The 21,691-nt window shown below is 43.4% G+C and carries 22 protein-coding genes; 14 read left to right on the forward strand and 8 right to left on the reverse strand.

Translation table 11 applies throughout. The features are described from left to right. Nucleotides 1–8: 8 nt before the first annotated feature. The 3 genes from modA to BLS59_RS12205 form a co-directional block, all read right to left on the reverse strand. Nucleotides 9–776, reverse strand: coding sequence for a molybdate ABC transporter substrate-binding protein (gene modA, locus BLS59_RS12195; protein ID WP_162842617.1), 768 nt, complete (start codon nt 774–776; stop codon nt 9–11). 357 nt (nt 777–1,133) lie between these two features. Further along, complete coding sequence (locus tag BLS59_RS12200) at nt 1,134–2,654, reverse strand: serine hydrolase (protein ID WP_091149546.1); 1,521 nt, start codon at nt 2,652–2,654, stop codon at nt 1,134–1,136. Between the two features lie 111 nt (nt 2,655–2,765). Then, the gene (locus BLS59_RS12205; protein ID WP_091149547.1) at nt 2,766–3,413 is read right to left on the reverse strand and encodes a hypothetical protein; all 648 of its coding nucleotides are present in this window, start codon (nt 3,411–3,413) and stop codon (nt 2,766–2,768) included. A gap of 222 nt (nt 3,414–3,635) precedes the next feature. On the opposite strand from BLS59_RS12205, the gene BLS59_RS12210 reads away from it, so the two are divergent. The 6 genes from BLS59_RS12210 to BLS59_RS12235 all read left to right on the forward strand — a co-directional run bounded on the left by BLS59_RS12210 (nt 3,636) and on the right by BLS59_RS12235 (nt 8,165). Then, entirely contained in the window at nt 3,636–3,989 is a 354-nt protein-coding gene (locus tag BLS59_RS12210; RefSeq protein WP_091149548.1) for a YciI family protein, read from the forward strand. A 27-nt stretch (nt 3,990–4,016) separates the two neighbouring features. Then, nucleotides 4,017–4,361, forward strand: a complete 345-nt coding sequence (locus tag BLS59_RS12215) for a YciI family protein (RefSeq protein WP_091149549.1) — start codon at nt 4,017–4,019, stop codon at nt 4,359–4,361. A 52-nt stretch (nt 4,362–4,413) separates the two neighbouring features. Continuing rightward, nucleotides 4,414–5,649, forward strand: a complete 1,236-nt coding sequence (locus tag BLS59_RS12220; protein ID WP_091149550.1) for an RNA polymerase sigma factor — start codon at nt 4,414–4,416, stop codon at nt 5,647–5,649. Nucleotides 5,650–5,751: 102 nt separating this feature from the next. Beyond that, on the forward strand, nt 5,752–6,126 hold the full coding sequence (locus BLS59_RS12225) for an iron chaperone (RefSeq protein WP_091149551.1): 375 nt from the start codon (nt 5,752–5,754) through the stop codon (nt 6,124–6,126). A gap of 99 nt (nt 6,127–6,225) precedes the next feature. After that, nucleotides 6,226–6,963 (forward strand): GDSL-type esterase/lipase family protein, encoded by a 738-nt coding sequence (locus BLS59_RS12230; protein ID WP_091149552.1) that lies wholly within the window; start codon nt 6,226–6,228, stop codon nt 6,961–6,963. Between the two features lie 68 nt (nt 6,964–7,031). Beyond that, entirely contained in the window at nt 7,032–8,165 is a 1,134-nt protein-coding gene (locus tag BLS59_RS12235) for a C1 family peptidase (RefSeq protein WP_091149553.1), read from the forward strand. 70 nt (nt 8,166–8,235) lie between these two features. Here the strand turns inward: BLS59_RS12235 and BLS59_RS12240 are convergent, their stop codons facing one another. After that, nucleotides 8,236–9,369, reverse strand: coding sequence for a hypothetical protein (locus tag BLS59_RS12240; RefSeq protein ID WP_091149554.1), 1,134 nt, complete (start codon nt 9,367–9,369; stop codon nt 8,236–8,238). A gap of 265 nt (nt 9,370–9,634) precedes the next feature. On the opposite strand from BLS59_RS12240, the gene BLS59_RS12245 reads away from it, so the two are divergent. From BLS59_RS12245 to BLS59_RS32025, 6 genes are all read left to right on the forward strand, one after another. Further along, complete coding sequence (locus BLS59_RS12245) at nt 9,635–10,942, forward strand: DUF5690 family protein (protein WP_091149555.1); 1,308 nt, start codon at nt 9,635–9,637, stop codon at nt 10,940–10,942. Continuing rightward, the gene (locus BLS59_RS12250; RefSeq protein WP_091149556.1) at nt 10,893–11,996 is read left to right on the forward strand and encodes a zinc-binding dehydrogenase; all 1,104 of its coding nucleotides are present in this window, start codon (nt 10,893–10,895) and stop codon (nt 11,994–11,996) included. The genes BLS59_RS12245 and BLS59_RS12250 overlap by 50 nt, the downstream gene beginning before the upstream one ends. A gap of 44 nt (nt 11,997–12,040) precedes the next feature. Beyond that, the gene (locus BLS59_RS12255; RefSeq protein ID WP_162842618.1) at nt 12,041–12,718 is read left to right on the forward strand and encodes an HAD-IA family hydrolase; all 678 of its coding nucleotides are present in this window, start codon (nt 12,041–12,043) and stop codon (nt 12,716–12,718) included. A gap of 158 nt (nt 12,719–12,876) precedes the next feature. Then, on the forward strand, nt 12,877–13,665 hold the full coding sequence (locus tag BLS59_RS12260; RefSeq protein WP_091149601.1) for a carbon-nitrogen hydrolase family protein: 789 nt from the start codon (nt 12,877–12,879) through the stop codon (nt 13,663–13,665). A gap of 64 nt (nt 13,666–13,729) precedes the next feature. Beyond that, entirely contained in the window at nt 13,730–14,131 is a 402-nt protein-coding gene (locus BLS59_RS32020; protein WP_205411251.1) for a hypothetical protein, read from the forward strand. Between the two features lie 5 nt (nt 14,132–14,136). Further along, nucleotides 14,137–14,412: a GNAT family N-acetyltransferase gene (locus tag BLS59_RS32025; protein ID WP_262492948.1), complete on the forward strand. Its 276-nt coding sequence runs from the start codon at nt 14,137–14,139 to the stop codon at nt 14,410–14,412. A 4-nt stretch (nt 14,413–14,416) separates the two neighbouring features. Here BLS59_RS32025 and BLS59_RS12270 read toward each other — a convergent pair whose 3' ends face one another. The 3 genes from BLS59_RS12270 to BLS59_RS12280 all read right to left on the reverse strand — a co-directional run bounded on the left by BLS59_RS12270 (nt 14,417) and on the right by BLS59_RS12280 (nt 18,504). Further along, entirely contained in the window at nt 14,417–15,385 is a 969-nt protein-coding gene (locus tag BLS59_RS12270) for a zinc-binding alcohol dehydrogenase family protein (protein WP_091149557.1), read from the reverse strand. Between the two features lie 107 nt (nt 15,386–15,492). Next, nucleotides 15,493–16,080 (reverse strand): Crp/Fnr family transcriptional regulator, encoded by a 588-nt coding sequence (locus tag BLS59_RS12275; protein WP_205411253.1) that lies wholly within the window; start codon nt 16,078–16,080, stop codon nt 15,493–15,495. 45 nt (nt 16,081–16,125) lie between these two features. Next, nucleotides 16,126–18,504: a T9SS type B sorting domain-containing protein gene (locus tag BLS59_RS12280; protein WP_091149558.1), complete on the reverse strand. Its 2,379-nt coding sequence runs from the start codon at nt 18,502–18,504 to the stop codon at nt 16,126–16,128. A 214-nt stretch (nt 18,505–18,718) separates the two neighbouring features. On the opposite strand from BLS59_RS12280, the gene BLS59_RS12285 reads away from it, so the two are divergent. Beyond that, on the forward strand, nt 18,719–19,045 hold the full coding sequence (locus BLS59_RS12285; RefSeq protein ID WP_091149559.1) for a hypothetical protein: 327 nt from the start codon (nt 18,719–18,721) through the stop codon (nt 19,043–19,045). Nucleotides 19,046–19,067: 22 nt separating this feature from the next. On the opposite strand, the gene BLS59_RS12290 is transcribed toward BLS59_RS12285, so the two are convergent. Beyond that, complete coding sequence (locus BLS59_RS12290; protein WP_162842619.1) at nt 19,068–19,631, reverse strand: C40 family peptidase; 564 nt, start codon at nt 19,629–19,631, stop codon at nt 19,068–19,070. Nucleotides 19,632–19,990: 359 nt separating this feature from the next. On the opposite strand from BLS59_RS12290, the gene BLS59_RS12295 reads away from it, so the two are divergent. Beyond that, nucleotides 19,991–21,607, forward strand: a complete 1,617-nt coding sequence (locus BLS59_RS12295; RefSeq protein WP_091149561.1) for a glycoside hydrolase family 43 protein — start codon at nt 19,991–19,993, stop codon at nt 21,605–21,607. Nucleotides 21,608–21,691 lie beyond the last annotated feature (84 nt).

Consider the following 21,691-nt stretch of genomic DNA (forward strand, 5'->3'; position numbering starts at 1 on the left):
AATTAAGCTTATTTTTTATCCTGCGATGCCAGGTAGCCATACGTTTGGAAAATCTTGCGGGCATACGGCCCCAAAATGTATTGATAGAATTTTTCGGCATCAGCATTACCGGCACCATGTCTTAATATTACCATCCCCTGCAAAATTGGCTCATAATATTTGGCATCAATCACCTTATAATAAACAACAGATTTGCCCTCGGCATCTTTTATAAAAGATTGTGTGGTAAAACCCACCTCAACCGCCTGCGTGGTTATGTAGGTATTTACCTGCGATATACTTTCGCCGTAAACAATTTTGGATTTTATTTCGCCCAAAACACCTTTATTTTGCAGCAACAGCTCGGCAGCTTTGCCGTAAGGCGCTATGGCCGGGTTGGCAATCGCTATCTTTTTTATTTTAGCGGTCATGAGCAACCGCTCCCAATTATCAAAAGCTATATTTTGGGCGCTGCAAATGATCAGGCTTCCCCTTGCGTACACTACTGGCTTTTTTAGGGCGAACCCGTTTTTTAATAGCGTTTCCGGAAAATCCACATCGGCAGATAAAAAAACATCGAATGGGGCGCCATTACTGATCTGCGCCACAAGTTTGCCTGATGAACCAATAACCGGTTCAATGGTAATACCCGTACGTTGTTTAAAATCTTTCTGTAAAACCTCAATTACCGATTGCAGGTTGGCTGCAGCAGCTACCCGTATATTTTGTGCCGATACCACTCCACGCAAAAAAAACATAAACAGCATTAACAGCAGAAAGCATTTTTTATTGATCATAGTTATAACGTGCTATCCACATTTTTTTAATAACACTATACTAATATACACAGTTAGCGTTTTGTAACAGCATTTTTGGGTTTGTTGCGTGTAAAAAGAAGATTAGTTAAGCAGCTCAAAAAGCATAAATAACTGTATAATATACCTTTAATAGGATTATAGCAAGAAATATATTATAATTGTATCCGGCCTGACGCTAACCAACCTACTTTCGTGCCTATAGTAAAGCTATAGGTACGGAAGATTCCTAAAGCACTGAGAATTAAATTTACATTGATCTATAGTATTTCATAATAAGCAAAAAGCCTTCAAATATCTATCTGAAGGCTTTTTGCTTATTTACCGGATATTTTACTCCTAATTTTCCTTCACAAACAAGTAAGGATCGAACTCGATAAAATCATTCACCTTTACTTCTGTTGAAACCACTTTGCTATTCTCCGTTTTAAACTTTATAGGAAAAATGCCGAAAGCCGGGTTGCTGTAAGTCATCAGCCATTCGCCGTTATCCATATATTGTACCCTGGCGGTGATATCCCGGTGGCCGTTAAGTTTTATCTGCAATTCCTTTTTGTTAACTACAATGTCAATAGGCCCATAAACGGTATTCTGGTATCTGCCGGCGTAGGCGCTAAGCGGCAGTTCGGGCTGGGTGTTTTTTACGCGCACCTGCATATCTGCCGTTTTCTTTGCGCTTGCAGCCACTTCTTCCGGGAAACCTTTTAATGCGGCTTCGCTACGATTTACGTAAGGTACTCCCAGATAGGCATCAAGGATTTGATAGCGCAAGGCTTCAAAAAACGATTGGTTATCGTTATTAGTCAGAATAGTTATGGCCAGTTTTTCTTCGGGCACAAAGCATGTATTGGTAACAAAACCGTTTGCACCGCCGGTATGCCAAAAAACCTGCTTGCCGTTATAATCGGCCATTACTACTCCAAGTCCATATCCCCTGAAATGCATAGGAAAAGCTTTTTGCCTGCGACTGTTAATGATAGTATTCTCATCGCGGGTTTTCTGCAGCGCCTGCCATGCTACTATTTGTTTGCCATTATATTTACCGCTATCCAACTGCATGGTAAGCCATTTGGCAACATCTTTTACGCAACTTACTATGCTGCCCGCTGGGGCCAGGTTATCTACCTGGTCATAAGGCAGCTCAATTAGCTTGCCGGTAAAAGTATTGGAATATGGTTTAGCTACATTTTTGCGGGCAGCTATCCCGGTGCTTAGCGGATAGGTATTATCCATGCCCAGCGGCGTTAAAAAAACGTCCTGAATATAGGTTTCCCAAGGCTTGCCCGTAACAACGGGAATTACCTGCCCTGCGGTTAAAAAGCAGCTATTGCAATAGCCATATGTTTGCCTAAAACCAGCCATGGGTTTCAGCAGCTTCATTTTATCCATAATTTGCTGGCGGGTAAGGGCGGTGTTCCAAAAGGTAAAATCGCCCTGGAAAGTGCCCGTACCTAAATGGTGGCCCAGCAAGTCTTTTATGGTAAGCAAGGCCGTAGTATTGGCATCGTAAACAGAATAATCAGGAAAGTACTTGGTTATTTTATCATCAAGCGAAAGCTTATGCTCAACATCCAGCTGGGCAAGGGCTGTACCTGTAAAAAGTTTGCTATTGCTGGCAATCATAAACAGGGTGTTTTCATCAACTGGCTCCTGAGTTTTAAGGTCGCGCACGCCGTAACCTTTCATTACTATGGTTTTGCCATCCTTAACAATAGCAATGGCCAGGCCGGGGATATTCCACTCCTTTAAGCCTTGTTTAATATAAGTATCAAGGTCTTTTTCAATAAATGCAGGCTGCTGTCCAAGGGCAACGGTTATAGCAAACAGGTGTGCTAATAATATCAATACAGATTTCTTCATTCGATCAGTCTTTTGAGCCGAAAGATATAAATAATCTTACAATACCCATTGAAAGCAAAAGCCCCGGATAAAGCATATCCAGGGCTTTTGTAAATATCCTTTTAGTTGGTATTATTTACCAAACACGTAATAAACGGATAGCGCCAATGAGTTTACAAAGCTCAGGTTGAAAGTATTTTGACTTCCATCATTAAAGCCTGCTATTTTTTGGTGCGTATAGCTCAAATTTCCCAATCCGGCGGCAACGCCAATTTTCTTTGTAGGATAGTAAACAAAATCCAACTGTATACCACCGGCATATATATCCAGGTTATCTACATTTTGCGAAGATGTATAGGTGTAAGTGCGGCGAATCCTGTCATAGCTAACATAGGGGCCTGTTCTGATACCTACTTTATCATCAAATAAATAATACTTTCTTAGTGCAATGCTGGCATTAAAATCATTCGCCTTGGTATTACCTGCCGAATTTACATCGGGGCTATACGTTTGTAAGTAATGGCTATAACCTAAGCTTGCCCCTAAATCAAGCTTATCGGCAATAAAGTAGCTGTAATTAGGGCTGATCCCGTAGGTGGTGGCTTTCCCTTTTGAGTTATCGCCGTAGCTCCCTGTTACCTGGTTAAAGTTTCTGCTGTTTGAGGTAGATGTAGACACCTGGAATGTTGCCCCTAAGTTTTGGCTGCCTTTTTCCGTTTGTGCTTTTGCTGCCTGAATGGTAACGACAGCGAATGTTAATAACAAGAGTTTTTTGTACATAAAAATTGTGTAATGGGTTAAATATTGATTGAAAATTCGGCATTATGACAGCGGCAAAAGCTTATGGTTTAAAGTCCCGATATTATAATATTTAAGTAGTTAATAATGTGCCGGTTATTTTTTTAACCAGCTGTCCAATTGCTTAAACTTCGTTTGTTATTGTGGTATAATTCATATATTCAATAACCCGCTTGCCCTTTGGCCGGCAAAAAACCTTAAAAAATGGACGAGTTTATTTTAATTTTCAGGCATCAGGATGGTAGGGCGGTAGCCTCGCCAGAGCAAATGCAGATCTGGATGAAGCAAACCAGAGACTGGATTGGCGGCATTGCCGCCCAAAACAAATTTACGGGGGGCGATGGTCTCCCTTTTGACGATGCACGCGTGGTAAAACCAAACAACGTGGTAACCAACGGTCCCTTTGGCGAGATCAAGGAAACCATAGGCGGTTACATTATTGTTAAAGCTGATTCTGTTGACGAAGCCGTTGAATTTGCCAAAGGCTGCCCGGTTTTGCAGGGCGACGGCAACAGTGTTGAAGTACGCAAAATAGCCAAAGGCGATGGCACCCATTAATTATATAAACCTTTAAATTATAACAAAATGAAAGATTTCCTATTGATTTTCAGAGCTGATCACACCGCCCAACCAACTGGCACACCCGAAGATATGCAAGCCGTAACCCAACAATGGATAGATTGGATTACAGGCATAGCCGCTGATAATAAATTAACCGATAGAGGGAATAAATTGGAAGATACTGGCCGGGTTTTAAAAAGTAAAGACATTATAACCAATGGCCCTTATACCGAAATTAAAGAAACCATAGGCGGGTATACCATGATAAAAGTCGATTCATATGAAGATGCTGTTGAAGTGGCCAAAGGCTGCCCAGTATTTACAACTGGCGGCGGTTCCGTAGAGGTAAGAGAAGTTAGTATAATGTAAAACTGTTGCTAATACTCCAAGCCCTCCGATAAGCCGGGGGCTTTTATTATTTATGGACGAGCAGGAATTATTACCACATTTATTCAGAACGGAATTCAGGAAGATCACTGCTGTACTCTGCAAGCTTTTCAGTATAGATCATATTGAAATTGCCGAAGACATAGCAAGCGATACTTTTTTGCTCGCTTTTGAAACCTGGGCTTATAAAGGAATCCCTGCCAACCCCACAGCCTGGCTTTACACGGTAGCCAAAAACAAGGCCCGCAATTACCTTAACCGAGGCCACATCTTTACTGACAAGGTAGCCATACAAGTAAAGCAAACCACGCCAGAGAGCCATGAAATAGAGATAGATCTATCTGACAAAAACATTAAGGACAGTCAGCTGCAGATGCTGTTTGCTATCTGTCACCCAAGCATCCCAGCCGAAGCGCAGATAGGTTTGTCACTACGGATACTTTGCGGGTTTGGGATAGATGAAATTGCAAATGCATTTTTAACGAATAAGGAAACCATTAACAAGCGGCTGTTCAGAGCCCGTGAAAAACTCCGTACAGAGAAGGTACAAATAGAGTTTCCCGGCGAAGCCGAGATCAATAACCGCCTTGATACCGTTTTACAAACGCTGTATTTACTTTTTAGCGAGGGCTATTACTCCGAAAGCGACGATGCCATACTACGAAAAGACCTTTGCCTTGAAGCCATGCGGCTCAATTACATGCTCATTGAAAATGAGCAGACCAACCGGCCCGCGGCTGCCGCATTACTTTCTTTAATGTGTTTCCACTCGTCGAGATTGGAGGCGCGCCAAGATGAGAACGGCGAAATGGTATTGTACCAGGACCAGGACGAAACCCTCTGGAACCGCGAACTGATAGAGAAAGGGATCTATTATCTTAATCAGGCGGCTAAGGGTAGTGAACTTTCCCGGTACCATCTGGAAGCCAGCATTGCCTATTGGCATACTATTAAGGCAGATACGCACGAAAAATGGGAAAGTATTTTACAGCTTTATAACCGTCTGCTGCAAATAGCCTACTCGCCGGTGGCGGCGCTCAACCGTACCTTTGCATTATCCAAAGCAAACGGCAAACAAGAGGCCATCATTGAGGCCGAAAAACTGAACCTCAGCAGCAACCATTTTTATTTTACCCTGCTTGGCGAGCTTTATACCGACATAGACGATCAAAAAGCCATACAACACTTACAACAGGCCTTATTGCTTGCTAAAACACTGGCTGATAAACAAGTGATACAACGTAAAATAGACAGTCTTAAAAATGCTTAACAAAAAAACATAGGCTGGAGCAGTAGATCTTTTCTTATTAAAAAGAAAAATTCATAAATTGGCATAGCTATTAAGCACTAAGGTTTTGAGGCTAAACCAATCATGAATAAGCCACTAAATATAGATGAGTATATAACCGGCTTCCCTGCTAATGTTCAACAATTGCTGGAACAACTTAGGGCAATTATTAAGGCTGCAGCCCCGCAAGCCACGGAGGTTATCAGTTACGCCATGCCTGCCTTTAAGCAGCATACCGTATTGGTTTACTTCGCGGGCTACGCTAATCACATTGGCTTTTATCCTACATCATCCGGAATAGAGGCTTTTAAAGAGGAGTTTACTGCCCGTAATTATAAATGGTCAAAGGGTGCAGTACAATTCCCGCTTAACCAGCCGCTCCCGGCCGAGCTGATAACCCGCATAGTAAAATTCAGGCTTAACCAGGATATGGAAAAGGCGAAGGCAAAAAAGAAATAAACCGCCTTGGTTTTAATCTATCTCAACGTCAGTTTTTGATTACAAAACCCGTTCCGTCAAAAATCGTTGTAAATTTGGTTCTGCCAATATTCAATACCTATGAAATTAGTCTTCATTCTGCCATTATTGCTTTTATCCGCCGGGGCATTTGCCCAGCAACAAAAAGCCGATTCAACAGCCAACGCCGTCGCTGCTAAAACTGTAAAAGAAGATTTTAGGGACGACTGGGCCGACCTGCACCATTATGCAGCCGAAAACAAAGCCCTGGCTCCGGCTGCCGCCAGTGAAAAGCGGGTGGTATTTTTAGGGAGTTCTATTTTTGAGTTCTGGAAAACACGTATGCCTGAATATTTTAATAACAAAGCCTATATTGATCGCGGCATCAGCGGCCAGATCTCTCCCCAACTACTCATCCGTTTCCGGCAGGATGTCATCGACCTGAAACCAAAGGCAGTTATTATACTTGCAGGCAGTAACGACCTGGCGGGAACAACCGGCCATGTAAGCATCGAAAGCATTATGAATAACGTTAAATCCATGGCCGAACTGGCTAAGACAAATCATATCAAGATTATCCTATGCCAATACCTGCCCATATCTGAATACTCCTGGCGTAAAGAGCTGAAACCTGCCGATAAAATTATAGCGCTGAATAAAGCAATAAAAAACTATGGCAACGAAAACGGATTTACTGTTCTGGACTATTTTAGTCCGCTGGTTGATAGCCGCAACGGCCAAAGGGCCGAGCTTACCATTGATGGCGTACACCCCAACGCGGCCGGGTATAAAATAATGGCCAAAGTAACCGACGAGGCCATTGCAAAAACGCTAAAATAAAACAGCTCTGCTTAAATAGCCGGTTTTTAGCTGTCGTTTTTATATCTTTATTTTTTACTACAATCGAAATGAAAAAATTCAGCTTCTTCCTGGCATTTTCTGTCGCGGCTATCGCGGCATCGGCACAGGAACCCACTATTAAAAATAACCTGGCTACCACGCCCGCGTTTACTGTTATTAAAAACAACTTAGCCACACCTGTTAAAAATCAGGGAAACTCTGGCACGTGCTGGTGCTTTGCGAGTACCTCGCTTATTGAAAGCGAACTGCTTTTGAAGAAACAGCCCGAAACCGATTTATCTGAAGTGTTTACGGTTTATAACCTGTATATTGATAAAGCCGAAAAATACATCCGAAGGCGCAGCAACACCCGCTTTACCGAAGGCGGTATTCAGCAGGACATGCTTTACGCTGCCGATAACTACGGGGCCGTGCCGCAGGAAATTTACCCGGGCATTGGCAAGGATACCGTGCTGGGCCACGATTCACAAATGGAAGCCAAGTTGAAAGGTTATCTTGATAAGCTATTGGCTGATAACCCCAATACCATCCCCGCCAATTGGAAGGATGATTACAAAGCTATTTTAAACAGCTACCTGGGTGCGCCGCCGTCAACATTTACTTACAACGGTAAATCATACACGCCTAAAACCTACGCTGCTCAAAACTTACCAAAGCTTGGGGGTTATATTGGCCTTACTTCTTTCCAGCACCATCCTTATTACACCACATTTGCAATAGAAGTACCCGATAACTACAACAGTAATATGTTTTATAATTTACCGCTCGATGACTTTATTAAGAGTGTTAAAACTGCAGTTATGAACGGCTATACTGTTGCCTGGGATGCAGATGTAAGCAACGCGGGTTTTAAACAGGATAAAGGATATGCAAAATGGGTTAATTCAGCAGATGAAGCCAAACAATTTGACACTTTTAACGAACAAAAGCCAACTGCCGAAATTCGCCAGCAATTATTTGATACGCAGGTTACAACGGATGATCACCTGATGCAGATAACCGGCCTTGCCAAGGATGCAAAAGGCAACGAGTACTTTGTTGTTAAAAACTCATGGGGCACTGGCGCCGGACCATTTAAGGGTTATATATACGTAAGTATGCCTTATTTCAGCATTAATACCATATCGGTATTAGTCAACAAAAAGGCAGTAGCCCCTTCGGTGATAGCAAAAGCAGAGTAATACACAACTTCACATTATAGAAAAGCCTTTCAGTTTTATGCTGAAAGGCTTTTTGCGTATGAGGCAGGCTTCAATAGTTCTTCAGCAACTCATTTACGTAACTGGCAAACCCTTTTTTATCTACCTTATTAACGGCGTACAGCACTTTAAAGTAATCCTTCTCTCCATCGGGGCCAAAGAATTTTTTAATGCCGTTTACACCATATTTTTGTTCAATATCCCGACATATGAGCCCGCTTAAAATATAGGTAATGGGTACATTTCCCTCTACCCTAACTGATAGATCAGTAGCCAATGCTTTAACATCTGCCTGGGGATTGGCCTTGATATAGTTTTTAGCAAACACGGCCAACTTATCTATATCGACGCCTCCGCTTCCACCCAAATAGGTTGCGTACCCTTCGTCGATAGCCCGGGCCCTACCAGGAAACAGCACCGAAGTATAAAAATGCACAACCTCATGTATATATAACTCCGAATTATTACCGGCTAATACGGTATTTGTCCATTGCTCGGCCAGCCCTCCCGATGTGGAATAGTACATATTAGGTATAAAATCAAAGCCTATTGTTTTAAACAGTTGCTCAGGATCATCAAACTTATAATAGGTTATAGTAAGCGGCTGAGTGTTAAATTTTCGAGCTATGGATTTATTGGCACTATCCATTTGCCTGGCATTATCCATATTAAGCGCATTGGGGTAAATATAATCTATGGTACCAACCGTTTGCCTGCCCCAAAGCCTGGTATAATGATCTATGGGGTTGTAAAAATAATATTTGCTGCCATTCTTTTTGACTATTAAAGATGCAACAACATTGGGTGTCACGGTTTTGGGGCTTACCTCTTCCATATAGGCCAGCTTGATCAGGTAGCTTGAATTTTCAACAGGCACAACTGCAAGCACAACCGGATACATTCTATGATGCGCGTTTTTAGGGCCAATCTCAATACCTATAAGCCAGGAAAACGGTTCCATGTTTTTTTTCAGGTACACCGAATCAATAAAAGGATTATTTAAGGAGCCCTTATTTTTATTGTCGAGGAAACCAACCAATGATGTTCTTATTTCCTTTTGCACTATGGTATCCCTAACCAACGAATAAGCTTCGTCACTAAAAGTAAGCGTTGAATCTACCGATTGTCCGAATGCTGTTTTTATAAAAACAACTCCCAAAAAAGTTATGATCGCCTTTATTTTCATTTTTTTGCCAGATCGAAAAGCCTGCCTGTTTGCCAATGTCGATATTTTTTACGGGAGCATTGTAAAAAAATTAAATCAAGACAACCTGCAACCCTTCACTTAACAATATGATAAAATTCTGATAACATACCCCACTCTGTTAACTTTGTATGTTTGTAGCTTAAATTTTTATCCCCATTGGCTTACCCCAACAATTTCAGCAAACAACGCATACTGTTAACTACTGCAAATCAGTCGGGTATTCCTTTAATTTCAACCCGGTTTTATGCAGCAGGTTAAAGTATCAGGTCGTTTACAAAAAATTGTCGCTCACCCTACCTGGGCGCTTGTAGCTGCATTTGGCACTTACTTTTGCATGTACGGTTTCCGCAAACCGTATACGGCCGCTACCTATTCCGATGCTGCTTTCTGGGGAATAAATTATAAAATACTGCTCATCATATCGCAAACTATTGGCTATGTTATTGCCAAGTGGGTGGGCATAAAATGGGTATCGGAGATAAGGCCCGAACAGCGGATAAAAGCAATCATCGGCCTCATTGCTTTTGCCGAAGCAATGCTGTTGCTGTTTGGTTTTGTACCCCGTCCGTGGAACATCGTTTGCCTGTTGCTTAACGGACTGCCTTTGGGCGTAATTTTTGGCCTGGTGCTTGGCTTTTGCGAAGGCCGTAAAAACACCGAATTTTTAATAGCCGGGCTTTGTGCCAGTTTCATAGTTTCTGATGGCGTATCAAAATCGGTAGGTACCATGCTGCTGGGCTATGGCGTTTCAGAAAACTGGATGCCGTTTTTTGCGGGTGTGGTTTTCCTTGTGCCTACACTTATATTTATCGCTATGCTGGCCTGTGTCCCTCCGCCAACGACAAAGGATATTGCCACACGGTCCGCACGGGAGCCGATGAAAGCACATGACCGCTGGCACTTTTTCATGAAATATGCACCGGGCCTTATAGGTATCATAGCCGTATACTTGTTTGTTACCTTACTAAGAAGCGTTCGTGCCGATTTTGCTACAGAACTATGGAGCGATTTGGGTTATCATCAAACACCGGCACTGTTCACTCAATCTGAGTTATTGGTTTCTTTTGGGGTAATTACCATTATAGGGGCAGCGGTATTTATCTCCAATCACTTAAAGGCCTTTAATTTTTCGCTGTTTATCTGTTTTTTCGGTTTTGTTATTTTGCTTTCAACAATAGCTGGCTTAAATAACGGCCTTGGGAAATTCCCATTTATGGTGTTGCTGGGCTTAGGCGTTTACATGCCTTATGTGGCTATTCATAGTATTGTTTTCGAGCGCCTTATTGCCATTACCCGCGAACGCGCCAATGTTGGTTTCCTGATGTACATTGTTGATTCGGTTGGTTACACCGGCTACATCATACTCATGCTTTTCAGATACCTTGCCCCTCCCGGTGATTCCATCCTGTTCATATATCTTAAAATATGTACCTGGATTGGAGTTGCCAGCGGCTTGATCATTATATTTTGCTACTGCTACTTTAAATTAAAATTCAAAAGGAATGAACAACCAGTTACCCAGTTTTCCGTCGGGCAAGGCAGCCATATTTAATGGTGCCGGCCAACCGTTCGAATTTATTAACCGTGAACTTCCGGCCATAAAACCCGGCGAAATATTAGTAAAAAACTTATATACCACACTTTGTGGCAGCGATATTCATACCTACTGCGGCCGTCGTATTGAACCCGCGCAGGTTGTTTTGGGGCATGAAATTGTTGGCGATATCCTTTGGATAGATCCCGCACATCCCGGTACCGATTCAAGGGGCGAAACACTTAAAATTGGCGACAGAGTTACCTGGTCTATATTTTCGGTACCGGCAGGCATTATTGCGCCAAGGCCGGATATGCCGCAAAAAAGCGATCAGCTTTTTAAATATGGGCACGCTTTGGCCAATGGCGACGATGTTTTTAACGGCGGCCTTGCCGATTATTGCGTACTGCATGAAAACACAGCGCTTGTGAAACTTTCACCAGCTATACCGGTACAGGTAGCGGCAACTATTAGCTGCGCCCATGCTACCGTTGCCGGCGCACTTAGGGTAGCCGGCAATATTGCAGACAAAAAAGTGCTTGTTTTTGGTGCGGGTTTGCTTGGTTTATCATGCGTAGCCATGTGCAAAGAAGCCGGTGCTGCTTGGGTTGGATTGACAGACAACGACAGCAGTCGCTTACATTGGGGTGAAAAATTTGGAACAAACGAAGGCTACGCTTTTTCGGCTGGTGATGATGATGTTACCTTCCCCTGGCCCGAAGTGGATCTTGTTTTTGACATGACCGGTAGTCCGCAGGCCATGAAAGCGGGTATTGATTCGTTAGCAGTTGGCGGATGTGCCATTTGGATTGGCGCGGTGTTCCCGGCCAAATCTGTACAGGTAGATGCGCAAAAGATAGTGCGCAAGCTAATACAGATCCGCGGGTTGCATAATTACAATTACGACGACTTTTTAAACGCCACCGCTTTCATCGAAAATAATTATCAGAAATATCCTTTTGAAGCGCTGATAGAAAAAGAGTATGAACTTGATGAAATAGCAGATGCCTTTACATTTGCTACCGATAGCAAACCGGTAAGGGTAGGTATAAAAATAAGCGACCCGGCGTAACCCGGATAATTACAGTAACATTCACAATTAAAAAATAAAGTATTATGATAAAGATGGTTGTTTTCGACATGGCCGGAACTACAGTAAACGAAAATAATGTAGTATACAAAACGCTTCAAAAAGCAATAAACGAAGCCGGTTTTGATTTTACGTTAGACCAGGTATTGGCGCAAGGAGCAGGCAAAGAAAAGCTGCAGGCCATTAAAAGTATTTTAGAAGTATACGCGGGCAAAACAGATGATGAACTGGCAGACGCCATTTATAGCAAATTTATTGTACACCTGGCCGATGCTTACGAAACCCTGGAAATTTTACCACAGGATAACGCCAAGGAACTATTTACTGCCCTTGCCGAGCGTGATATTCTGGTGGTATTAAACACTGGCTACAACCGCGAAACCGCCCAAACACTTATCAACAAATTGGGCTGGGAAAAAGGTGTTGAGTTTGACTCACTTGTTACCGCAACCGATGTTAACAAAAACCGCCCAAACCCCGATATGATATTATTTGCCATGGAGCAGTTTGATATTAACGACGGTAATGAGGTGGTTAAAGTAGGCGATTCCATTATCGATATTGAAGAAGGCCGTAATGCCGGCTGTATCCTTAACGTTGGTATCACTACCGGCGCACACACGTATGAGCAATTACAATCTGCCAATCCGGAATATATTATAGATAACCTGCTGGAGCTGTTGCCGCTGGTAGACAATGCATAAGTTAAAGCGTTATCATTAAATATGAATAAACCCTTCAAATTGTAAAGTTTGAGGGGTTTGTTATATTGTAAAATATTGACAATATAAACTTAAACCGGATGTTTTTTAACAATACATTAAGTTCGTTTTTGGTGACGCTTAATCTTAATTTAGTGTACATGAAAATAGCGCTGGCTTCTCCCCCCTATCCAAGATCAATTACCGATGGTTTACTTTGGGTTGAAAAGCTGGCAAAAGAGGCCGCGGAGCAACAGGCCGAGATCATTTGCTTCCCGGAAACTTATCTTCCCGGATACCCGGGGATGGGCGCCAGCCCGGCAGATAGCGCACCAGAAAAAATGCAGCGGACCTTAAATAATGTTTGTAAAATAGCTGCCGAAAACGGGATAGCCATTATCATCCCGATGGATTGGTACCATAACGGCGTTTTTTTGAATGTGGTTCAGGTGGTATCAAACAAGGGAGATCTCCTGGGCTATCAAACCAAAAACCAGTTAGACCCTACGGAAGATGAAATTTGGACCGCCGGTACAACCCGCAGAATTTTTGAAGTGAATGGCTTAAAGTTTGGTATTACTATATGCCACGAGGGTTTTCGCTACCCCGAATCTGTACGATGGGCGGCCATGAATGGCGCACACATTGTATTTCACCCTTACTGCACCGGGAGCGATGTGGAAGGTTCGCAACTTACCGAGTGGGGCCACAAGGACAATCCCTATTATGAAAAGGCTCAAATGATGCGTGCCATCGAAAACACCATATACTTTGCCAGCTCTAACTACGCATTTAAATACCCCGACGCGGCCAGTGCGCTGATAGCTCCCGATGGAAACTGTATTGCATGGCAGCCTTACGGGCAACCGGGCGTTTTAGTAGCCGATGTTGACCCGGCAAAAGCCACCGGTTTATTAGGCAAAAGGTTTAAAGCCGGGCTTTATTATTGATTGCCCGCGATACAATATTGCAGTTTATACAGGTAATATTTCGTTGGCTTTTTATAGGTTTGCGATGATGGAACACGTATTGGATAACCCAGCATGGAACGCGCTGCTAACCGGCAACAGCCATTTAGCACATGGCAACAACCAGGTAAAATACTTCGATAAAGAGGTTTCGCCTTTTGTTGGTCTTAACGAAATTACTACCGATAGCCTGCTGGTGTTGTATGAATTAATTGATGATAGTCCCCGGTTACTGGTTTCGCCTACCGAGATAGAGGTTCCCGCTCCATGGAAGTTTTTATATTCTATTAATGGATACCAGATGGTTTTTGATGGCACGTTAAGCTTTAACAATGCCCCTTCTCAAGCAACACCCTTAACCGCTGCGCACGTACCGCAAATGATGGCGCTTACGCAACTCACCAACCCGGGGCCGTTTGCCTCCCGCACCCTGGAGTTTGGCCATTAGAGGGAATTTTTGAGGGCGACAAGTTGGTAGCTATGGCCGGGCAACGTTTACACGCCCTGCCTTTTGCAGAGGTTAGCGCCGTTTGCACCCACCCCAACCACCTTGGCCGGGGCTATGCAAAGCAGCTCTTAATACAACAAGTAAACCGGATACAGGCCGCCAACCAAACCCCTTACCTGCACGTAAAAGATACCAACGAAAGGGCAATCAGTGTTTATGAAAGCCTGGGGTTCGCAAAGCGGATCCCTGTTTTCTTTTACGTAATTCAGCGGGATAAATAAGCTATCAGTTCTCTACCACAATTTTCCCTTTGCTTTGGTTGCTTTCCATATAGGTATGGGCCTCAGCAACTTCATCGAGCTTAAATGTTCTGTCGATATTGAGGTTGATACTGCCATCGGCAACCGCATTTATAAATTGCTGAAACAGATGTTTATCCAGGTTGGCGGCATCGCCCATGTAAACGGTTAGCCTGCCCAAAGACGGGATATCACCCATTGGTGTAAATTCTTTCATAGTCCACTCACCGCCCAGTATACCGGTCATACAAACAATACCCTTGGGGCGAATGCACTGTAATGAATCTTTAAGTGTGGCTATACCTATCAGCTCCAGCACCTTATCAACACCGGTCGGCAGTAACGCTTTTAGCGCCTGGTTGATCTCGCCATCGTCTGTTAACACATGGTCGGCTCCGTTCTCTTTCAGGTGTTTGCGCTTGTCGGGATTGCGTGTAGTGGATATTACCGTTAAGCCCATACTTTTTGCCAACTGACAGGCCAGCATCCCGATAGATGAAGTTCCGCCGCGGATAAGTAATGTTTCGCCCTTTTTTATTTCCAGCGCTTCATTCAGCGAACCCGAAACTGTTTGGAACATTTCTGGAATAGCCCCCAATATTTTCCATGGCAGATCACTTTCAAACGGGAACACTATGGTTAAGGGCACTGCGGTATATTCGGCATAGCCGCCGTCAAAATCGCGACCCATGCCGCCCATTATGGCTGCTACTTTTTGTCCCTTTTTATAGGTTCCGGATGGATCTTCCTCCACCTCGCCCACACATTCAATTCCCTGGATGCGGGGAAACTGCACACCGGGCGAATGGCCTTGTCTTGTAAACAACTCCGACCGGTTAAGGCCAAAGGCTTTTATGCTGATCAACACCCATCCATCCTGCAAAACGGGTTTTGGTACTTCCTGTATCTGTATTACGCCCGGCAAGCCGGCGCCTGTTGTTACTGCTGCTTTCATCGTTATATTTATTGCTATTTATTCACGAAGCAAAGGTGGCTGTTAGCTGGCGTAACAACACATAAAGAAGATTAAGAAATACCCTTAATATAGCTTAAGGGTAAAGGCTATTTCCGGGACAGGTCCTTACGGATCTTGCTCAAAAATTCGGGAGTGATGCCGAGGTATGATGCGATTTGCGTGTTGGGTAGCCTTTGCTGCAAATGCGGGTATTGATTGATAAAAGACAGGTACCGTTCCTCTGCGGTAGAGCTGATAGCCTGTAGGATCCTGTTTTCCTGCTCAACCAGGCGGTTTTCAACAATAACCCTAAAATTCCTGTCGAACTTGGGGTTGTTGGTAAACAGGTGGTACAGATCAGCCCTTTTTATCTGGAAGATAACCGAGGGCTCTATGGCTTCTATATAAACCCGACTTGGCTTTTCATGGTAGATACTTTCAATTTCCATTATCCAGTCGTTCTCGGCGGCAAATTGCAGGTTATGCTCTATACCCTTTTTATCAACCTGAAATTTTTTAAAACAACCTTCGGCAACAAAAGTATAATGCCTGCATATATCGCTTTCCTGCAAAATAAACTGCCGCCGCTTTATTTTGCGCTCAATAACCCGGCCGGCAAGGTCGGCACGTTCGGCCTCGTCAAGCGGCAGGTGGTTATCAAAACTGGCAAGGAGTTTATTTATGGACACTAACATTGGGTTTGGGGCATCAATATACGGAAGTAATTTAAAACACCCTCCTTATCGCATTATCATTACCCAGCCGCCTATGGGTTTAATAACTCCGTTACGCGCGGCCACAATATAATAGTACGTGCCTGATTGCAGGAAACTACCGTTAAATGTGCCATCCCAGGATTTTTTATACCCATTGGAGTGAAAAAGGATCTGCCCGTTACGGTTATAAACATCAACCGTACAGTTGGGGTAATATTGCAGGGCACTTATTTCCCAGCGGTCGTTTATACCATCGCCATTGGGGGTAAATGAGTTGGGAATATCTATTGGGATAAGTACCTTAATCGTAACAGCTTCGGTTATTTCGCAGCCAGCCGTACTTATTACTTTTAAACTGTATGTAAAGGTATACCAAGGACTGGCAATAGGGTTGGCTATTGTGGTATCACTCAATCCGGCAGATGGTGTCCAGGCGTAGCTCAAGATATCCCCCTTTATTAGCGGAAGCAATTGGATGCTGTTGCCGGGCTTTATAACCGGATCGCCATCAAATGTGATCTCAGGTAGTGGATTAATGTGCACCATTATAGGGGCGCTGCTTTTGGGCAGTATACAACTCGATGTATTTGAGGTTACACAGGTTACCATATCGCCATCGTTTAATTTGGTGGTGGAAAATGTGGTGCTGTTTTGCCCGGCGCTTATGCCGTTAACCAGCCATTGGTATTTTACAACAGCGTTATCCGGCTGTATGGCGGCAGTGAAATCAATAAGGTCGCCTTTGCATACGGTAGCGTTTTGCGGCATAACGGAAACAGAGGGCAATACACTGGCCGCCGGGATGGTGGAGTTTTCTGAACTTGATACCGTTACGATGAAGTTCTGCGAAGTTTGGTTACCTATTGTTGGTGGGGTATTGGCGTTACCATCATGATAGCCAACAACACCATTACCCGCTATAACGCTTAGCTGACCATCGGTGGTAATGCGCACTATGCGTTCGTTATAAGAATCAACCACCAGCAAATTGCCAAACAAGTCCATCTTAATACCAACCGGGTTGTTTAATGTTGTTTTTTCGGTAGTACCCGCGTTGTATAACTGCAGGGTGGTTACATTTCCCAAAGCATCTATTTTACGGACGGCGTTGTTTTTGGAATCGGTAACATACAAGTTGCCCAGCTTATCAAATACTAAGCCCTTGGGGTTATTAAAGCTGGCGGCCGTGCCTTTACCATCGTCGGCGCCAAAACCATCATGCCCGGCAATAATGGTGATGGTGCCATCCGGGGCTATTTTTTTAACGGCATTGCTATAGTCGGTAACATATACATTGCCCATGGCATCGGTAACAACGCCAATGGGGGTAAATAGCTTTGATACCGCCGCAGGCTTTGTTATTGTAGTAACATCGCCGGTTGGTGTTACTTTGCGCACCAGGTAATCGGTTCCCTGGGTAACGTATAAATTGCCCTGCAGATCAATAGCAATACCCCTTGGATCGCGAAAGCTGGCGTTTAGGCCCTTACCATCAACAGATTTATTTTGCCCGTTACCGGCCAGCGTTGTAACCTCGCCGGTAGGTGATATTTTCCTCACCCTGTCGTTTTCATCAACAACATACATATTTCCCTGCGGATCGATAGTGAGCCCATTCAGCACGTTGAATTTTGCAGCCTCTCCTTTACCATCGGCATAACCACAATCGCCTCCGGCAAAGGCCGTTACCGTACCATCAAGCGCTATCTTCCTGATCTTGCAGCTGTAACCATCGGCAATGTAGAGGTTGCCCGTCGCATCGGTCACTATATCTGTAGGGACACTAAATGTAACCGCCTGCGGGTTGGGGATGGATGTGCTTGCGGTTAACGTTATGGTTGTTTGCCCAATATTGGCGCAGGTAAGTTTTTGGGGGTTGATGGTTGTGGTGATCTTACCGTTATCGCAAGAGTAAACCGAACCCAGGTCAGTAAGTTTTAGGGTATAATTGCCATCGGCATCCAGCTTAAAGGCGATTGGTGTTGTTACCGGGTAAATAACCGGTTTACTTAATGAAGTAACCGAGAAAAAAACGGTAGCGGTGCCGCCGCAGGCATCCTTTGCTGTTAACCGTACAGTAGTAGGCTTATTCACCAGGATGGGTGTGCCGCCCATGGGTTCCTGCGTAATTACTATGTTGGCGTTGGCGCAGGATGTTGTTACCCGGGCGTTAATTGTATAATCGGGAATGGTGGCCAGGCAATTTGCATCGGCAGTAATAGTAACATCATTGTAAGCTCCAAATACGGGCTTGTTTGTTTGACCGTAGACGTTTATAGCTAAAAACAAACATAGCAGCGGCAATACAACTACTTTAAGGGCATTTGTTAATAACCTAAATACACACTTACCTGGTTTAGGTATTTTTATTGGCTTACCGGCTAAAAAACAGACCAAAGGCATCTTTCCCCTTTCATCATTAAATGATAAAGGCACTTACAAATAAAGGTGGGATTTTAGTAGCGACTAACCTTTGTTCTTATTATTCATTTTCCGGATAAAAAAGGTGTTTCATAACTTACATAAGGCATTGCAATGGCTTATGTATTAAGTACGGGGATATTAAAAACATAAATTTAAATGCTTAGTATACCTGTTATTCACTATCTTGCATATAATGACAGAATATATTACACTATTTAAAGATTGGGTAATTGCCCTGGGTGAAAAGCATGAGGTTGACCCCTTGTTGCTTGGCAGCCTTTATCTGGTGAGCAAACTCTGCTTTTTTTTCTCGCTTGGCTGGGTGTTGAAGAACTTAAAACAAAAGAAAGCATTTCTTATGCCCTTATTGTTCGCGGCAGTTAGTTTTAGCCTGCCGTATCTTTATCTCATTATTGCAGGGCGTAATATTTCAATTTGGGTGTATTTGTTTATTGGCCTGATGTTTACATATGGCGGATTTACCATCTGGAAGAAAATTACGGTAAGGCCTATCCAATAAAAACCGGCAAAAAGATAAGGTATTAACGCGTACTTGTTTCCAGCTCTTCACTACCAGACTCGTCATCGGCATTTTCCTGAAATATCCTGATAGTTTTTATGAACCGCCCCATATAATAATCGTTAAGGGGAGTTTCGGTAACGCCATTTGCTGCGCCCGATGTAGAATGAATAAACATTACCGGTTCGCCGGGTTCGGAAACGATGATACCTATGTGGCCCGCCTGCCTGCTGCCCCGCTTTGTTCCGGTGAATAGTATCAGATCCCCGGATTTTGCATCCTTGAGGTCAACCTTGCCATAGGCACCCGCAAAATCGCCCGAACTTCTTGGAATGCCGATGCCGAAATGATGAAATACATAATTAACAAAGCCCGAGCAGTCAAAACCTTTTTCAGGGTTAGTTGATCCATATCTGTACCGTATGCCTTTAAGCGATTTGGCGAAGTCTACCAATTCGTCGGGATTTGTGCAGCCTGTTGCAATGGCTGTATCTATCGTTGCCCGGTGATATGCGCGGGCGTGCTTATGCGCCCTGGTTACTTTAACTGACTTGTGTTTTTTTGCACCTTTTAATGATGCTGGCATTTCTGGTTTAGCAAACCCAATAGTAATACAGAAAATTAACTTTACACCAACGTAAAAATGCATTTGGTAATAATAGGAAAAAAAATGCGATGCTGGTTGTTGGAAATTAAAAAAAGCTGAGTTTTTTTGGTTCGAAGCTTTTTCCTTGATCAAGTAGCAGGACTAAAGCCAAACTGCTTTTCGCAGGGGTTGGCAGCAATTAACCAATGTGTAATACGCTAAATTAATTATGAGTCATTTGTGTTTAAGGTGCTTTAACTTTCAAATCACCATTAAGCAAACGTTTGTGTTGAATTGAGGAGGGTATTAATTAGGTATTTGTTTTAATGCTTTCATAAATTGGACCCAATAAAGCTGAAATGACTGAAACTATAAAAAGAAACCTATTACTACCTTTATTGCTACTTTATGCTGTTGGGCTATTTGCCCAGGTAAAAAATCAGCAAACGCGGGTTTGGACACCAGACAATGGAAATGGCACTTTTACCAATCCCCTGATGTGGGGCGATTGGCCCGATCCTGATATTATTCGCGTGGGGGATGAATTCTATTTCATTTCTACCTCCATGCATTATGTACCCGGTTGCCCGATTGCCAAATCGAAAGACCTTGTAAATTGGGAGATGGCCGGCTATGCTGTTTCCCGGTATGATGAAGATCCCCGGTATGATATGAAGGGCGGAAATATGTACCTAAATGGTTCCTGGGCATCTACCCTTCGTTATCATGATGGCACTTTTTATGCCGGTTTTTGTACCCCTAAGGGGTTAGCTGGTAAAGAGGGTAATTTTTCAATATGTACAGCAAAGGATGTGGGGGGACCATGGACCAGAACCATTTTCAAGGAATATCTCTATGATCCCGGTTTGTTTTTTGATGACGATGGGAAAGTTTATGTAGCACACGGGCAACAAAAACTTTATATAACTCAATTGAGCAACGATGCCAAATCTGTAAAGGTTCCTCAAAAAGAAATTTATAACAATGCAGATTATCCGTATCTGGAAGGGTCACATTTATACAAAGTAAATGGTAAATATTACCTGTTAGGTTCTACAGGCGGAACAACGGGGCGACAAGTCTGTCTTCGTTCAGATAATATCTACGGTCCCTACGAATCAAAGGTAATTATTAATGATGACCATACTTATCCTGGCAATGGATTACACCAGGGGGGCATGGTTCAATTAAAAAACGGTACGTGGTGGTTTATTATTATGCAGGATCGTGGCCCCATTGGTCGTACGCCTAACCTGGAACCTGTTACATGGGTGGATGGATGGCCCATGTTAGGAGAAAATGGAAAGGGAGTAGATACTTTTAAAAAGCCCGATGCCGGGGGCATTTATCCTATCGCGGCTCCCGCTACATCCGACGAGTTTAATTCGCCCAAACTTGGATTGCAGTGGCAATGGAACCATAATCCCGACTCAAAAAAATGGTCGCTTAAAGAACGTAAGGGGTATTTACGATTGAAAGCGAATAAAGCTAAAAACCTGGCCGATGCCCGCAATACACTTACTCAACGAGTGCAGGGTCCATATTCCGAGGGTACGGTTGAAATGCGGGTAAACGGCATGAAGGATGGTGATGTTGGCGGGTTCGGTGTGTTTCAGTTTCCTTATGCCTTTGTTTCGGTACAACAAAAAGGGGCAAAAAGGACCCTTGTAATGATAAACAATGATACAACTATTACCACTGTAAATTTTACGGGGAATACGGTTTGGCTTAAAGCCTGTGTTACACAAGTAGGTTTTAGCGCATCATTTGCTTATAGTACAGATGGAAAAAACTTTAAACCTATAGGTAATGAATTGAAAATGGGGCTGGGGTTAGATTGGACCGCCAACCGTTTTGCATTGTTTAACTACCATACCAATAAGGTCGGTGCAAGTGGTTACGTTGATTTTAACTGGTTCCATTACACGAATATTGAACCAGCAAAAAGCTCCGCCAACATTTCTCCAGATATCTAAAGGCTTCCGACTTCGGAAAATATATATTCAAGTGCAAGAAACACTAAAAGCCTCAAATTTTTCGATTTGGGGCTTTTTATTTGA

This window comes from Mucilaginibacter pineti (assembly GCF_900101875.1).
Taxonomy (GTDB): Bacteria; Bacteroidota; Bacteroidia; order Sphingobacteriales; family Sphingobacteriaceae; genus Mucilaginibacter; species Mucilaginibacter pineti.

Excerpts from the sequence above, each read along its gene's own strand:
- BLS59_RS12240 (WP_091149554.1), bottom strand. The coding sequence starts at position 9,369 with ATGAAAATAAAGGCGATCATAACTTTTTTGGGAGTTGTTTTTATAAAA.
- BLS59_RS12280 (WP_091149558.1), bottom strand. The coding sequence starts at position 18,504 with ATGCCTTTGGTCTGTTTTTTAGCCGGTAAGCCAATAAAAATACCTAAA.
- BLS59_RS32020 (WP_205411251.1), top strand. The coding sequence starts at position 13,730 with ATGATGGAACACGTATTGGATAACCCAGCATGGAACGCGCTGCTAACC.
- BLS59_RS12290 (WP_162842619.1), bottom strand. The coding sequence starts at position 19,631 with ATGCCAGCATCATTAAAAGGTGCAAAAAAACACAAGTCAGTTAAAGTA.
- modA (WP_162842617.1), bottom strand. The coding sequence starts at position 776 with ATGATCAATAAAAAATGCTTTCTGCTGTTAATGCTGTTTATGTTTTTT.
- BLS59_RS12295 (WP_091149561.1), top strand. The coding sequence starts at position 19,991 with ATGACTGAAACTATAAAAAGAAACCTATTACTACCTTTATTGCTACTT.
- BLS59_RS12205 (WP_091149547.1), bottom strand. The coding sequence starts at position 3,413 with ATGTACAAAAAACTCTTGTTATTAACATTCGCTGTCGTTACCATTCAG.
- BLS59_RS12220 (WP_091149550.1), top strand. The coding sequence starts at position 4,414 with ATGGACGAGCAGGAATTATTACCACATTTATTCAGAACGGAATTCAGG.
- BLS59_RS12230 (WP_091149552.1), top strand. The coding sequence starts at position 6,226 with ATGAAATTAGTCTTCATTCTGCCATTATTGCTTTTATCCGCCGGGGCA.
- BLS59_RS12245 (WP_091149555.1), top strand. The coding sequence starts at position 9,635 with ATGCAGCAGGTTAAAGTATCAGGTCGTTTACAAAAAATTGTCGCTCAC.
- BLS59_RS12270 (WP_091149557.1), bottom strand. The coding sequence starts at position 15,385 with ATGAAAGCAGCAGTAACAACAGGCGCCGGCTTGCCGGGCGTAATACAG.
- BLS59_RS12275 (WP_205411253.1), bottom strand. The coding sequence starts at position 16,080 with ATGTTAGTGTCCATAAATAAACTCCTTGCCAGTTTTGATAACCACCTG.
- BLS59_RS12285 (WP_091149559.1), top strand. The coding sequence starts at position 18,719 with ATGACAGAATATATTACACTATTTAAAGATTGGGTAATTGCCCTGGGT.
- BLS59_RS12235 (WP_091149553.1), top strand. The coding sequence starts at position 7,032 with ATGAAAAAATTCAGCTTCTTCCTGGCATTTTCTGTCGCGGCTATCGCG.
- BLS59_RS12250 (WP_091149556.1), top strand. The coding sequence starts at position 10,893 with ATGAACAACCAGTTACCCAGTTTTCCGTCGGGCAAGGCAGCCATATTT.
- BLS59_RS12200 (WP_091149546.1), bottom strand. The coding sequence starts at position 2,654 with ATGAAGAAATCTGTATTGATATTATTAGCACACCTGTTTGCTATAACC.
- BLS59_RS12210 (WP_091149548.1), top strand. The coding sequence starts at position 3,636 with ATGGACGAGTTTATTTTAATTTTCAGGCATCAGGATGGTAGGGCGGTA.
- BLS59_RS12215 (WP_091149549.1), top strand. The coding sequence starts at position 4,017 with ATGAAAGATTTCCTATTGATTTTCAGAGCTGATCACACCGCCCAACCA.
- BLS59_RS12255 (WP_162842618.1), top strand. The coding sequence starts at position 12,041 with ATGATAAAGATGGTTGTTTTCGACATGGCCGGAACTACAGTAAACGAA.
- BLS59_RS12260 (WP_091149601.1), top strand. The coding sequence starts at position 12,877 with ATGAAAATAGCGCTGGCTTCTCCCCCCTATCCAAGATCAATTACCGAT.
- BLS59_RS12225 (WP_091149551.1), top strand. The coding sequence starts at position 5,752 with ATGAATAAGCCACTAAATATAGATGAGTATATAACCGGCTTCCCTGCT.